This window comes from Paenibacillus sp. FSL R7-0331 (assembly GCF_000758645.1).
Classification (GTDB): Bacteria; Bacillota; Bacilli; order Paenibacillales; family Paenibacillaceae; genus Paenibacillus_AQ; species Paenibacillus_AQ camerounensis.
Genome location: NZ_CP009284.1, coordinates 3,127,692 through 3,142,273, shown reverse-complemented (window position 1 = coordinate 3,142,273; position 14,582 = coordinate 3,127,692). Strand labels below are relative to the sequence as shown.

Below are 14,582 nucleotides of genomic sequence, written 5' to 3'. Positions count from 1 at the left end.
GAGGTCTGCCTGCTCTCATGTTATCTGTTTCTAATTTATCTTACTCCTATACAGCTGATCAGCCGCCGGTATTCGCAGAGCTGTCAATGAAAATCCGGCGCGGAGAATTCATTTCGGTTGCTGGTGCCAGCGGCTGCGGCAAAAGTACTCTCTTTAAAATTATTGCCGGACTGCTTGAGCCTTCCGGCGGAGCCGTCAGCTTGGCCGGCGAGCCCTCCCTCAAAGCTGCTTCACGGCTTGGCAGGGTTGGTTATATGCCCCAGCAGGATCTGCTGCTGCCATGGAGGACGGTCCAAGGCAACTGCCTGCTGCCCTGGGAGCTTAAGCAATCCGGTACCAAAGCAGACGCCGTGCAGCAGATTCGCAGCCTGCTGCACAGCCTCGGCCTGTCCGGTACGGAGGCTGCCTATCCCCATGAGCTGTCCGGCGGCATGCGCCAGCGGGCTGCACTGGCCCGGACCCTGTCCTCCGGCTCTGAACTGCTTTTGCTGGATGAGCCCTTTGGTGCCCTGGATGCATTGACCAAGCGCGGGCTGCAGCAATGGCTGCTGGAGCTGTGGTCCGGACTTGAGCGGACCGTATTGTTCATCACCCATGACCTGGAGGAAGCGCTGCTGCTTAGTGACCGGATCTATCTGATGCACAGCGGCGGCGGGCTGGAGGAAATGGCAGTCCGGCTGCCGCGGCCAAGAAGCGGGCAGATGATCTATCAGCCGCAGTTCATTGCCCTGCGGATGGAGCTGGAGCGGAGGCTGCATGGGAACTGTGCATATTAAGCGGCTGCTTACCGCCTACACCCCTTCAGTCCTGCTGGTACTGGTCCTGTTGGCCGGCTGGGAGGCAGGCGTTCGTTACGGCCGCGTGCCTGCCTTTATCCTTCCTGCACCATCCTCTGTATGGAATGCAGTGATAGCGCAGCGTGAGCTGCTGTTCGGCCTCCATCTGCCGGCAACGCTGGAGGAAATCCTGCTCGGCTTCGCCCTATCTATAAGCTGCGGTACGCTGCTGGGGATCGGCATGCATCTGCTTCCAGCCCTGGCCAAGGCTGTCTATCCCCTGCTGATTGTCAGCCAGACCATTCCCCTGATTGCCCTATCCCCGGTTTTTATAATGTGGTTCGGCTATACGCTCGGGGGCAAAGTAGCCGTTGTTTTTCTCACAGCCTTTTTTCCGGTCGTTGTAGGTACTTATGACGGTCTGTTTAAGAGCGGCGGGCAATACAGGGAGCTGCTTCTGACACTTGGAGCCAGCCGCTGGCAGCTGCTTCTCAAGACGCAAATTCCGCTGGCGCTCCCCGCTTATTTCTCTGGACTGAAACTGTCTGTCGTCTACTGTGTTATTGGCGCAACAATCGGCGAATGGCTTGGAGGCAGCCGGGGACTGGGCTATTACAGCCGCCGCATGGCCGGCAATCTGCACAGTGCAGAGCTGTTCGCCGCTGTGGGCCTGCTGTCTGTCCTGGGGATTCTGCTGTTTCTCTGTGTCTGTGCTGCTGAAATCATTATTCTGAAGAAAAGAGGACTACGAAGATGAACACAATACGCAATTATTCCAGATTATCACCAAAACACCAGCGTAATACCTATCTGCTCATGCTGCTTATCAGCCTGCTTGCTGTTGCCAGCGGCTGCAGCGGGGCAGCTGATAGTAGTACAGGTGAAGCAAAAACGGCAGCTTCCGGCATTGACAACGACCAGCCGCACAAGCTGACAGTCATGCTTGACTGGTATCCTAACGCGGTGCACTCTTTTCTGTATGCCGCACAGGAGAAGGGGTATTTCGCGGATGAAGGGCTGGAGGTTGAGCTGCAGATGCCTGCTGACAGCAATGATGCCCTGAAGCTTGCTGCCGCAGGCAAGGCAGATCTGGCGCTCAGCTATCAGCCCCAGGTCCTGATGGCCCGGTCAGCGCAGATTCCGGTCGTTTCGATTGCTGCACTCGTCCAGCATCCGCTTAATCATCTGCTTGTCCCGGCAGACAGCGGGATTCTGAGTCCAAAGGATCTGACCGGTAAAACCGCCGGCTATTCCTCTATCCCGCTCTATGAAGCGATGCTCAAGACTATGGTGGAGCATGACGGCGGCGATCCGCAGTCCCTGACTTTGATAGATGTCGGGTTTGACCTGATTCCGGCCATATCAACCGGCCGGGTCGATGCCATTATCGGCGGGTTCATTAATCATGAGCAGCTGATTCTGGCCAAGGAGCAGCATCCTGTTACTTCCATTGATCCCACAGCGTTCGGTGTACCCGACTACTATGAGCTGGTGCTGGTAACCGGGGAGCAGAGCCTAGAGAACTCCAAAGAGTATTACATTAGATTCATGAACGCCGCCCGTAAAGGACAGCAGTTCGTGCAGGAGCACCCTGAGGAGGCTCTGCAGATTCTGCTGGACCATGAGGACAGCACCGCCCCGCTCGACCCGCAGATCGAGGAGCAGAGCCTTGATATTCTGCTGCCGCTGATGGATGCCGGAGACCAGCCCTTCGGGCACCAGACTCCGGAATCGTGGAGCCGGGTGGCGGACTGGCTGTCCGGGAACGGGCTGCTGTCAGGTGAAACGAACAGTGATGAGGCTTTTGTGAATTTGTAATCTGTAAGGCAAGCTGCGGTTGTGATGGAGTCAGCTCCAATTATGGCGGAGTCTAAACGGGGGTATCCATTATGCGGGAGAAGAACTGTGGCGGTAATCATACCAGTGCCCGGAACGGTGGCCGCCCTTCCATAGAATATCGGGCATAGCTGCGCTATTCGCCCAATTAATCTAATCTCCACTCACGCCCCCTGCTGTTTAACTTTTAGCTGCACTTTGTACACTTATATCCGGGCAAATTCACTATTTTTTAGATATAACTGCACTTCGTACACTTAAAATCATGGATTTTCACGATTTTCCTTCATTTCTCTATTTTTAGCTGCACAGAGTGCAGTTATTGCAGCCGAACGGGCTCCATCTAAACTTTTAACTGCACAGAATACAACTATGTAAAACATCAGCTTTCTGGAATGAGCCTAAACTTTCAATAACAATCATTAGGAGGAATCATCATGTCCTACTTAGCCAAAGTGCGCGAGCTCAATCCTCTCGTTCACAATATTACGAATATCGTTGTTGCCAACTTTTCTGCTAACGGGCTGCTGGCGCTCGGTGCCTCCCCTTTTATGGCAGATGCGCGTGAAGAGGTAGAGGATGTAGCCGCCATGTCTGGTGCAGTAGTGCTGAATATCGGCACTTTAAATGAACAGGCTATTGCCTCCATGATTCTCGCCGGACAATCAGCCAACAAGCACAGTATTCCGCTGGTGCTTGACCCGGTGGGAGCCGGGGCGACTGCTTACCGCAGCGAAGTCACGCAAAAGCTGGTACAGGCCATGCAGCTTACCGCACTGCGCGGTAATGTCGCTGAAGTAGCCAACGTGGCAGGCGAGCACTGGGCCAGCAAAGGGGTAGATGCCGGTGCAGGCGACGGTGATGTTATTGCACTGGCCAACAAAGCCGCCGGCAAGCTCGGCTGTGTGGTCATCATTACGGGCCGGGAAGATGTCATTACTGACGGCAGCCGCACCTTTGTCGTAAGTAACGGCCATTCTATTCTGACCAAGGTTACCGGTACCGGCTGCCTGCTGAGCGCCGTTGTCGGCGCATTTCTGGCTGCCAGTGAAGGAAACTGGCTGGAGGCGGCCGCTGAAGCCCTCTCCTTCTACGGTGTCGCAGCAGAAATTGCCGCAGAGCAGACTGAAGGCCAGGGGACGGGAGCCTTCCAGATTGCGTTCCTGAACCAGCTGTCAGCAGTTACACCGGAGCTGTACAGACAGAGAGCACGGATAGAACGGTTCAACCCATAATTAATCTGCAGCAAAGGAGCACACCTCATGACCCATACTTTTAAAGCCCTCACCATTGCCGGCTCTGACAGCGGCGGCGGTGCCGGAATTCAGGCTGACCTCAAAACCTTCCAGGAGCTGGGTGTCTACGGCATGTCCGCATTAACAGCCGTAACCGCACAAAATTCGCTTGGCGTTCAGGCCGTTTATCCGCTCACCGGGGAGGCGGTAGCAGCCCAGCTTGACTCTGTCGGCACAGATTTGCCTCCGGATGCAGTGAAAACCGGCATGCTGTTCAGCAGCGGAATTATTGGCATTGTCGCCGCCAAAGTGCGGGACTACGGCTGGAGCAGACTTATAGTCGATCCGGTTATGGTTGCCAAGGGCGGTTCCCCCCTTCTTCAGCAGGAGGCAGTAGCTGCATTGATCAGCGAGCTGCTGCCGCTGACACTTGTTGTGACGCCAAATATACCCGAAGCGGAAATGTTGACCGGCATGACCATCACAAGCCTTAAGGAGCGTGAGCAGGCCGCCAGGCTGATTCACACGATGGGCCCCAAATATGTTGTGCTCAAAGGCGGTCATGATGAAGGGTCTGACCATGTGCGGGATCTGATCTATGACGGGCAGGCGTTTGCATATCTGGACAGCCCGCGGATCGCTACCAGACATACACACGGCACCGGCTGTACCTTCTCGGCAGCAATAACGGCCGGGCTTGCGGCCGGAGACAGTGTAAATGAGGCCATACACACAGCGAAAGCCTTTATTCAGGCGGCAATCGAACACAGTCTCGGGATCGGTAACGGACATGGGCCGACTAACCATTTTGCGTACCGCCGCGTCCAAAAGGGGGATGCCCGGTGATGCAGGACCGCGATGAGTATATCCGGCGTGTACTGAAGCTGTATTTTATTATGGGCAGCGCCAACTGCCGGCTCTCTCCTGCCGAGACGCTGACGCAGGCTATCAACGGAGGCATCACACTATTCCAGTTCCGTGAAAAGGGTCCCGGCGCCCTGACCGGCGCCGCAGCCGTCCAGCTGGGCCGTCAGCTTCAGGCTGTCTGCCGGGCACATGGCATCCCCTTCATCGTCAACGACGATATCGGGCTTGCCGAGACACTGGATGCCGACGGTGTGCATGTCGGCCAGGAGGACGAGCCGGCCGGCTCGATCCGGCTCCGGCTTGGGGCAGACAAAATCGTCGGCGTGTCGGCGCACACGCCAGAAGAAGCCCGTCAGGCCATCGCTGACGGTGCTGATTACCTCGGCGTGGGGCCTGTCTACCCGACCTCCTCCAAAGACGATGCCAGAGCTGTGCAGGGCACGCAGATCATTGAGCAGCTAAGGCTCAGCGGACTCGGCATTCCGCTGGTCGGAATCGGCGGCATCACTGCCGGCAATGCCGCCCCCGTAATCCGCGCAGGTGCAGATGGCATCTCGGTCATCTCAGCCATTTCCGCAGCCGCAGATGTTAAAGCAGCCGCAAGCCGGCTGCTGAATGCTGTACGGCTCTAGCAGCTGGCTGCAGCCGGCCTGCTAAACAGAAAAAAGAACGGACAGCCAACGCAGGCTGTCCGTTCTTTTGCATACTGATAAGTTTTGCAATAACGGGGATGTTGCAGTGATGAGTGTTAATTAAAGCATTTCCCCCGCTCGACATCAGGTGTAAAATTACCCGGGACCACTCTATTAAATTCAAGCAAAGCTGGTGAGCATTAATGGCTAGAGATTTCAGTTCCGGCGGGTTCGGCGGAGGACCGGGACACGGAAGGTTTAAATTCGATGAGGCCGGGGGCAGGCCGGAGCTATCCCGGACACTGCTGCTGCGGATCAGCAAATATTTTATCTCCTATTGGAAGCAGACGCTCATTGTGATGCTTGTACTGGGCGTATCTGCAGTGCTGGGACTGCTGCCCCCGATTCTGATCCAGCAGATTATCGACCAGGCGCTGCCGGATAAAAACCTGCGGCTGCTTATTCTGCTCGTACTGGCCTCGCTTGGCACAACGGTTATTTCCGGCCTGCTGGGCGTACTGCAGAATTATTTGAATTCTTTTATCTCCTTAAATATTGTGCATGATATGAAAAACCAGATGTACCGCCACCTTCAGCGGATGCCGCTGCAATTTTTCTCGGAAGTGAAGCAGGGAGAGGTCATTACGAGAATGACCAGTGACATCACCGGCGTGCAGAGCGTATTCAACAACACGATTGTCAATTTTGCGAGCAACCTGTTTATTCTTGTGTCCACTGCAGCTGCGCTGTTCATTATGAACTGGAAGCTGGCTCTGCTTGGCATTCTTGTCGTGCCGCTGTTTATCGTGCCTACCCGCAAAATGGGCAATGTCCGCTGGAAGCTCGCGAAGCAGACGCAGGAAAAGGTGTCGGAGCAGAACCGGATCATCCAGGAGACAATGAGCGTCAGCGGCTATCTTCTGATGAAGCTTTTTACGAGAGAGTCTGCCGAATATAAAAGCTTCTCCGCGATTAATGCGGAAGCCACAGGCCTGCAAATCCGCGAATCCATGGCCGGCCGCTGGTTCATTATGTTCCTCTCCACCTTTACAAGCATCGGCCCGATGCTGATCTACCTGTACGGCGGGATTCTTTTTATCCAAGGGGAGCTGTCTATCGGTATCATCATCACCTTCGTCGCACTCCTTGGCAGACTCTACGGTCCTGTAATGCAGATGACTAATTTGTATGTGGACATCAAGCGGTCGGTAGCGCTGTTTGAGCGGATTTTTGATTATTTTGATATGGAGCCGGTTATTACAGATCAGCCTGATGCAAGGCCGGTCAGTGCAGCCGGAAACAGCATCCTGTTTGGCAATGTCTATTTCTCCTATCAGCCGGATAAGCCCGCGCTGCGCGGGATCAGCTTTACTGCAGATGCCGGTACAGTGACTGCCCTGGTCGGACCAAGCGGAGCCGGCAAAACCACCATTACCAGTCTGCTTCCGCGGCTCTATGAGACAGATTCAGGCACGATTAGCATCGGCGGCACAAGCATACGCGAATTCACACTGGAGTCGCTGCGCTCCCAGATTGGACTGGTTACCCAGGACACTTACCTGTTCAACGGTACAATCCGGGACAATCTGCTGTACGCCCGTCCCGGTGCCGCTGAAGCCGAGATGATTGAAGCCTGCCGTTCCGCCTATATCCATGATTTTATTATGGGGCTGCCGGAGCAATATGAGACCATCGTCGGCAACCGCGGGATCAAGCTGTCAGGCGGGGAGCAGCAGCGGATTTCGATTGCCCGGGTGCTATTGAAGAATCCGCCAATCATTATTATGGATGAAGCAACCTCTTCCCTCGATACCGTCTCTGAATACTATATTCAGCAGGCGATGCACTCCCTTTTGGCGAACAAAACCGGGATTATCATTGCGCACAGGCTGTCTACAATTATTGCTGCCGATCAGATTCTGGTGGTTAAGGATGGAACGATCGTTGAAAAAGGTACGCATGACAAGCTCCTGCAATATAACGGGGTGTATAAAGCTCTGTACGACAAGCAGTTTGAGCCTAAATTGTTCTCTGACTCTCCTGTCGCCGATTAAACAGTATATGTATAAAAAAATCCGTATCCTGCCGCTGTAACGGCCAGATACGGATTTTATATAATGCGCTAAAGAGCCCTCCCGGATGTCATCCGTTCAGGGACTGCATCAGCGTCTCCAGCTCCTGTTCGCTCAGATGACGCCAAGCTCCCCGCTCCAGGCCGTCCAGGGTAATATTCATAATCCGCGTCCGCTCAAGCCGGAGCACTCTTTGGCCCAGCTCCTTGCACATCCGGCGGATCTGCAGGTTAAGCCCCTGTGTGAGTATGATACCGAACTGCCGGTCTGCGATCGGATAGGTAACGCAAGGTTTGGTGACGGTACCGAGAATGGGGACACCGGCGGACATGGCCTCCAGGAATGCTCCGGTCACCGGCTTGTCCACGGTTACTTGATATTCCTTATCATGCTGATTTTCAGAACGCATCATCTTATTAACGATATCTCCGTCGTTAGTGAGCAGAATCAGACCCTCCGAATGCTTGTCCAGCCGTCCTACAGCAAAGATGCGGGAAGGATAGTTTATGTAATCTATAATGTTGCCTTCTACCCCCGGCGCAGCTGTACAGGTAATGCCAACCGGCTTGTTCAGGGCCAGATAGACCTTTTCCTGCCCGCTCAGGCTGACCGGGTTGCCGTCAACAGCCACCAGATCCTCCGCCTCCACAACCGTATGTTTACCGCAGACCTCACCGTTCACTGTAATTCGGCCGGCTGCCAGCAGCCTGGCAGTCTCACGCCGCGGATAAAGGCCGGTCATGCTCATGTATTTATCAATTCTCATCTCCAGGTCCCTTCCGCCGGAAAATAAAAACATCTGATTTCAGTCAAGTAGAAACGGCTAGCCGTCCTTCAGAGAAGGCGGTAACCGTTTGTACAAATCAGATGCTGCATTCATCTATAAACGATGGGCCTGGCTAATGGCTGCCGCCCTTTTTGGCAGTAGTGCTCCCTTTCACAGCGCCTTTCGGCCCCGGGCCGCCTGCTGCTCCACTTTTCGGCTTCACCGGCTTTGCTGTTTTGTTCCAGCGGGTCCAGCCTTTACTGCCTGTTCCTCTGCCTGTGCCGCCGCCTTTACTTTTTGCCACAATATCACTCCGTCTATACTAAGTTTTCGTACTAATCCTATCTATCTTACCATTATTAAGCATGGCCTGTCAGGTCAATACGCAAACAGCCCGCCGGATGAGGTCCGGCGGGCTGCACAGAACGATATTATTTCGGCTGGATATAGCCTTCAGCCTTCAGCAGCTCTGCAATCAGCACAGCACCGCCGGCAGCGCCGCGGACCGTGTTGTGTGACAGGCTGACAAATTTGTAATCATACAGCGCATCTTCACGCAGTCTGCCTGCGGATACGCCCATGCCGTTCTCAATGTCGCGGTCAAGCTTGGTCTGAGGACGGTTCTCTTCTTCAAAATAGGTTATGAACTGCTTCGGTGCGCTTGGCAGCTCCAGCTCCTGCGGGCGTCCCTTGAAGCTGTTCCAGCGCTCCAGGATTTCTTCCTTGGAAGGCTTCTGCTCAAAGGAAGCAAACACCGCAGCCATATGGCCGTCAGCTACCGGCACGCGGATACACTGGCTGGTGATGACAGGCTGCTCGCTTTTGACGATACCTTCCTCTGTCACCTGGCCCCAGATCCGCAGCGGCTCCTGCTCGCTCTTCTCTTCCTCGCCGCCGATGTACGGAATGACGTTGTCCAGCATTTCCGGCCAGTCGGTAAAGGTTTTACCTGCTCCGGATATAGCCTGATATGTTGTTACTACCACTTTGGATGGCTTGAACTCACTCAGGGCATTCAGCGCCGGCATAAAGCTCTGGATCGAGCAGTTCGGCTTAACCGCAATGAAGCCCGTTTCTGTACCCAGGCGTTTGCGCTGCTGGGCGATCACAGCCAGATGCTCCGGGTTGATCTCAGGAATAACCATCGGAACGTCCGGCGTCCAGCGGTGTGCCGAGTTATTGGAAATAACAGGCGTGCCGGTCTTGGCATAAGCCTCCTCCAGCGCCTTGATTTCTTCTTTTTTCATATCAACAGCACAGAAGATCAGATCGACATCTGCAGCCACTTCATCCACATTGGCGGCATCCTGGACCATAATGCCCTTTACTGCATCCGGCATAGGGGTAGTCAGCTTCCATCTGCCTTTTACCGATTCCTCATACGTTTTGCCGGCCGAATTCCGGCTTGCCGCAATGACTGTTACCTGAAACCATGGATGATTCTCAAGGAGTGCAATAAAACGCTGACCGACCATACCGGTACCGCCAACGATACCCGCTCTTAATTTACTTGCCATAAGGGATTCATTTCCTTTCAAGCTGCTCCTATTGTTAGGTGGCTTTTTAATAACCGATTATAAATGATATACGCAGCTTACACAATATGTGAATGAAAAGTATGTGTCGGATTTGATAAAATATCCCATTACAGCCGCGGCTTCGGCTATCCGTTAGTTAGTTCCCAGCCGCTTTGCCAGTTCCCCAAGATCCTGGCCCTTCAGCGCCCCTTCAACCAGTGCCGGCAGCAGCGCCGGGGTGCAGGAGAAGCAAGGGGTGCCGTCCCGGGACAGCTGCCGCGCCAGACGCTCATCATAGAAGGGCTTGCCGGAATCGGATAAGGCCAGCAAGGTCATTGTGCGGACCCCGGCCTCCCGGAGCTCCCGCATCCGCCGGACGAGTGCAGACTGATTCCCGTTCTCGTAGAGGTCGGAGACTAGGATAAAGAGCGTCTTCTTCGGCTCCTCAATAAATTGCTCGCAGTATTTCACCGACTTGTTAATATCCGTGCCGCCGCCAAGCTGGATACCAAACAGCATATCAACCGGATCATTGGCACATTGCTCAGTCAGATCGACCACCTCAGTGTCAAAGACAACTACCCTGGTATTCAGTGCAGGAATACTGGCAAAGATCGACCCGATCACCGATGCCCATATTACGGAATCCGCCATCGAGCCGCTCTGGTCAATATCAACGATGACGGTCCACTCCTTGCTGCGGCGGGCCCGGTCAAAATAATAAAACCTCTCCGGAATAATAATCCGCCGCTCCTGATCATAATGCTTGAGGTTGCGCTGGATCGTCAGCTTCCAGTCCAGCCCGCTGAGTGAAGGAAGCGGCGAGTGCTGCCGCTTGTTCAGCGCACCCGTAACCGCGCGCCGGATGTCCGTCTCCAGCAGCTTGACCAGATCATCGACCAGCGCCTTGACCAGCAGTCTTGCCGTATCCTTGGTTTTCTCCGGGATCTTGCCCTTCAGCGAGAGCAGCGTACCTACCAGCTGGATATCCGGCTTGACCGCAGCCAGCAGCTCGGGCTCGAACAGCAGCTGCTTCCAGCCTCTGCGTTCCATTGCATCACTCTGAATGATGGACACAACATCCTCCGGGAAAAAATTTCGTACATCTCCCAGCCATTTGGACAGGTTCAAGGCAGCATGCCCGGTGCCGGCGCCTCTGCCCTTGTTGCTGCCGTGTGCTGTACCTGGAGCTCCTCCGGGAGTGGTATCATCATATATAGCCGCCAGTGCTGCGTCCATTACCTGCTCTTCTTCCGTCAGCGGCAGCTGCCCGCCTTCCCCGTACCCGGACAGCGCGGCATCCGCCTCCTGGCCGAGAATCAGCCGCCAGCGGGACAGCGTATTCTCCTGCTTATGTTCATTTGTCATCTAAAAATCACCGAAGTCAAAATCATTCAGCTCATCCAGCATTTTGGACTCCTCCTCCTTCAGCTCACCGGTAAGCACCTCAGCCGCCTGCTCGCTGTTCACACCCCACAGCTCGCCAAGCAGCTCGGAGATCATCGTCTTCTCACGCGGCGAGAATGTGCCGAACGCCCTGCGGAGAAAGACCAGTGCCCGCTTAAATTGTTCGTCATCCAGTGCATTGATATAATCATTCAGCTGCTCCCACAGGCTCATCCGAGACAGCAGACCGTAATGCCCGCGCATCGACAGGCCTTCGAACCAGCCGGCACCAAGATCTGCGGGAATGCCGGGTGACAGGCGCCGCGATACTTCGGCTGCAAGCTCTGCGGAAGAGATCGTGCCGCGCTCCAGCAGAATGGCACAGGCATAACCGGACAGGCGCGGATTGCGGTCATCTCGTTCGGCAAGCTGCTGCAGCTCCTGCAGCCACAGTCCGTCATCCAGATTGCCGCTGTGCTCAAGTGAAATTACGTTGAGCTCATTCATTGCTGTGAGCATAGCATTTGCTGCTTCGTCGTTGCAGCCGCTGGCATCCAGCAGGAACAGGCAGCCCCTGCGGAACAGCTCCTCCAGCAGCGGAATCAGCGGTGCCGTGTCAACCTTGCGGATATCACCGAAGCTTATGATTAAGGACAGCTCGCGGGCTGCTGCTGCCATGCCAGCCACATCCCGGCTGAGTGCCGCCAGATTCTGCAGCACCCGGGTGCCTTCCTCCATCTGGGCGGTCATTGCACATTCACAGGCGATCCGGATCAGCACTGAAGCGTCAGCAATCGACTTGCATTCCTGCAGCTTCTCACGCAGTACATAGGCTGCCGCCACCTCGACTGTCTCGCCGAGAAGCGTGGATTCAACCACTTGGATCTCGATCTCCGGTGACCAGCGGATCACCCAATGCTCTGCCCAGGTTGCGCTGCTTTGGCCGCTCGGGCGGCTCTGGGCAAAAGCAATGCCAAGCAGACTCAGGCGGTGGAACAGCACAGAGCGGTTAAGATCCAGAAAGGCCGCCTCAGTGCTTGATACTCTGCGGTTCTCACGCAGGTCAAGCTGCAGATCGGTTGCAACAGCCGTCTTATACTTCTCCAGCTTGTATTGCTTGAGCAGCCGGTTCAGGTCATCCTGAATCGGGGTCTGGCTCACCCCCTCCGGCAGGTAACCGATAGCGGTCCCGACATCGACCCGGGCCAGCGGTTCAGCGATTGCCGCCAGATCACCATGGCCGAGCAGCGTCTGGGCTGCATCACGCAGGTCACGCAGCGTCGGTGCGCTCCCGCCGTGCAGCGCTGCCAGCGATTCTGCCAGCCTGACGGCTTCAATCACTTCAGCTGTTGAGCGGTATGTTCCGCCGCTGCGCACATGGCCTGCCACCGCCGCCAGGTAACGGTGCGGCAGCTCCTCAGGCTTACCGGCCGACATAGCCTCCCACATCATCTGGAAGTAATGCGGCGCGGCATTCCCTGCACCATAGCCGGACATGGTGGATAGCTTGTAATAGGAATATGGCATCAGGGTCAGCTTTGTACTGCGCGAAGGCAGCGCGGCAAGCTCATCGTCACTCATCGGCGCAAGCGGCGCAGCGAGGGCTGACGCATGATAGGCTCCGCAGACCACAACAATTCTGTCCGGCTCATGCCCGTCCGCAATAGCCTTAAGGATCTGGCGCCTCATATAGGCTTCCCGCAGCGCATTATAAGCGTATTCCGATGGCTGTTCCCTCAACTCCTTGTCTTCACCCAGCTCACGCATCTGCGAGGAAAAAGCAAGAATAGCCGCCTGATAGGCTCCTGTGCTGGTATTATGCTCGTAGTTGCGCTCCCAGTACATATCATAATCATGTTCGCCGGCAGCCCGGGCGATCCGGCTGTAGATAGATTCTTCATCCATAAGCTCCGCAGAATCAGGCTCATCCTGAAGCCCGGTTTCAGGCACCGCTGCCGGTCCGCCAGCTTTGCCGCGGTTCATGACATCCTGTAATCCGAGTGTGACCGAGGAAGGCAGATCAATAAAGGAAACCGCTGCCCCATGATCCTTAGACCATTTCATTGCCTGAAATTCAGGGGAATAGACGGCAAACGGCCAGAGAACAGTACGTACGGGCAGCTGATCGGTAAACGCCAGTATCGCCACCGGCGGCCTGGCCTTCCCTTTGGTCAGGTGGGGGATCTCGCCCGATGCATCACTTGGACCTTCAATCAGCACTGCCGTCGGGCGGTGCTCATCGAGATAGTCCAGCAGATGACGGGCTCCGCCGGGGGACAGATGGCGCACCCCGAATATGCGTACTCCGGCTGCGGCCGGCGCGTTCACTCGTTCATCTCCTTGCAGGCCTGATACAAACCGCGCCACTCCGTCCCCTTTTTCTTCATAACGTTATCGAGATATTCCCTCCAGACCAGCTTGTCCTTATCGTCATCCTTTACAATGGCTCCCTGAAGCCCGGCAGCCAGATCTCCGTCAGTCAGCTCACCGGTGCCGAAGCTTGCCGCCAGCGCCATACTGTTCGTAAGCAGTGAAATGGCTTCAGCTGTGGAGATGACCCCGGCCGGAGTCTTCACCTTCTCCTTCTTGTCGAGTGTCATGCCGCTGCGCAGCTCCCGGAAAATAGTGACTACCTTCAGCAGCGCATCATCTGCCGGAACCGCAGCCTGCAGCTCATATGAGGAAGCAATCTCGGCAACCCGTTTTTTCACAATGGAGAGCTCGGTCTCGATATCCGACGGTGCCGGCAGCACAATGATGTTGAAGCGGCGCTTTAGGGCGGCAGACATTTCATTGACCCCGCGGTCTCTTGTATTTGCCGTGGCGATGATGGAGAAGCCTTTGCGCGCACCTGCTTCCTTGCCCAGCTCCGGTACAGAGATCGTCTTCTCGGACAAAATAGAGATTAGCGCATCCTGCACCTCAGAAGCGCAGCGTGAAATCTCCTCGAAACGCGCTATTCCGCCATCCTCCATCGCCCGCATGATCGGACTCTTGACCAGTGCCTCCGGCGTCGGCCCGTTGGCAAGCAGCATCGCGTAGTTCCAGGAATAACGCACATGCTCCTCACTCGTACCGGCTGTCCCCTGAACCACAAGGCCGGAATTGCCGTAAATAGCCGCTGCCAGATTCTCGGACAGCCAGGATTTCGCGGTACCCGGCTCGCCGATCAGCAGCAAAGCCCGGTCCGTCACCAGTGTCGCTACAGCCATCTCGATCAGCCGTGTATTGCCGATGTACTTGGGAGTGATTACTTTCTTGCCGGCCTTCCCTCCGGCGATAAAGGTCAGAACGGCACGCGGCGACATCTGCCAGCCGGCCGGAATTTTCCCGGTATCCTCCTTGCGCAGCGCCTCAAGCTCCTCCCGATACAATACCTCCGCCGGCAGCCTCATGTAATCCTGAAGCTGCTCTTGTCCCGTTGACATGTACACCTCTCCTTTGTGCAATCTCATTAATCATGCTATATACCCACTAGATTCTTTGACCCGCCCC

Annotated in this window: 13 protein-coding genes; 7 read left to right on the top strand and 6 right to left on the bottom strand. The window is 55.5% G+C overall.

What is annotated here, in order from left to right:
* Positions 1–17: 17 nt before the first annotated feature.
* The 7 genes from R70331_RS13050 (at position 18) to R70331_RS13020 (ending at position 7,400) form a co-directional block, all read left to right on the top strand.
* Positions 18–776 carry an ABC transporter ATP-binding protein gene (locus tag R70331_RS13050; protein ID WP_042176089.1) on the top strand — a complete coding sequence of 253 codons (759 nt, stop codon included), beginning with the start codon at positions 18–20 and terminating at the stop codon, positions 774–776.
* The gene (locus R70331_RS13045) at positions 757–1,533 is read left to right on the top strand and encodes an ABC transporter permease (protein WP_042176087.1); all 777 of its coding nucleotides are present in this window, start codon (positions 757–759) and stop codon (positions 1,531–1,533) included. The genes R70331_RS13050 and R70331_RS13045 overlap by 20 nt, the downstream gene beginning before the upstream one ends.
* The gene (locus R70331_RS13040) at positions 1,530–2,594 is read left to right on the top strand and encodes an ABC transporter substrate-binding protein (RefSeq protein WP_042176084.1); all 1,065 of its coding nucleotides are present in this window, start codon (positions 1,530–1,532) and stop codon (positions 2,592–2,594) included. The genes R70331_RS13045 and R70331_RS13040 overlap by 4 nt, the downstream gene beginning before the upstream one ends.
* Before the next feature lie 455 nt (positions 2,595–3,049).
* Complete coding sequence (gene thiM, locus R70331_RS13035) at positions 3,050–3,847, top strand: hydroxyethylthiazole kinase (protein WP_042176082.1); 798 nt, start codon at positions 3,050–3,052, stop codon at positions 3,845–3,847.
* A 27-nt stretch (positions 3,848–3,874) separates the two neighbouring features.
* Entirely contained in the window at positions 3,875–4,693 is an 819-nt protein-coding gene (gene thiD / locus R70331_RS13030) for a bifunctional hydroxymethylpyrimidine kinase/phosphomethylpyrimidine kinase (protein WP_042176081.1), read from the top strand.
* Positions 4,693–5,346 carry a thiamine phosphate synthase gene (gene thiE / locus R70331_RS13025; RefSeq protein WP_042176080.1) on the top strand — a complete coding sequence of 218 codons (654 nt, stop codon included), beginning with the start codon at positions 4,693–4,695 and terminating at the stop codon, positions 5,344–5,346. The genes thiD and thiE overlap by 1 nt, the downstream gene beginning before the upstream one ends.
* Before the next feature lie 203 nt (positions 5,347–5,549).
* Complete coding sequence (locus tag R70331_RS13020) at positions 5,550–7,400, top strand: ABC transporter ATP-binding protein (RefSeq protein ID WP_042176079.1); 1,851 nt, start codon at positions 5,550–5,552, stop codon at positions 7,398–7,400.
* Between the two features lie 88 nt (positions 7,401–7,488).
* Here R70331_RS13020 and R70331_RS13015 read toward each other — a convergent pair whose 3' ends face one another.
* The 6 genes from R70331_RS13015 to R70331_RS12995 form a co-directional block, all read right to left on the bottom strand.
* Positions 7,489–8,184 (bottom strand): pseudouridine synthase, encoded by a 696-nt coding sequence (locus tag R70331_RS13015; protein WP_042182608.1) that lies wholly within the window; start codon positions 8,182–8,184, stop codon positions 7,489–7,491.
* A 133-nt stretch (positions 8,185–8,317) separates the two neighbouring features.
* On the bottom strand, positions 8,318–8,491 hold the full coding sequence (locus R70331_RS31075) for a DUF3934 family protein (protein WP_081947600.1): 174 nt from the start codon (positions 8,489–8,491) through the stop codon (positions 8,318–8,320).
* 124 nt (positions 8,492–8,615) lie between these two features.
* Complete coding sequence (gene asd / locus R70331_RS13010; protein ID WP_042176077.1) at positions 8,616–9,701, bottom strand: aspartate-semialdehyde dehydrogenase; 1,086 nt, start codon at positions 9,699–9,701, stop codon at positions 8,616–8,618.
* 153 nt (positions 9,702–9,854) lie between these two features.
* Positions 9,855–11,069, bottom strand: coding sequence for a VWA domain-containing protein (locus tag R70331_RS13005; RefSeq protein WP_042176075.1), 1,215 nt, complete (start codon positions 11,067–11,069; stop codon positions 9,855–9,857).
* On the bottom strand, positions 11,070–13,415 hold the full coding sequence (locus tag R70331_RS13000; RefSeq protein WP_042176074.1) for a DUF5682 family protein: 2,346 nt from the start codon (positions 13,413–13,415) through the stop codon (positions 11,070–11,072).
* A complete protein-coding gene (locus R70331_RS12995) occupies positions 13,412–14,515 on the bottom strand; it encodes an AAA family ATPase (RefSeq protein WP_042176072.1) in 1,104 nt (367 codons plus the stop codon). The genes R70331_RS13000 and R70331_RS12995 overlap by 4 nt, the downstream gene beginning before the upstream one ends.
* Positions 14,516–14,582: the final 67 nt, after the last annotated feature.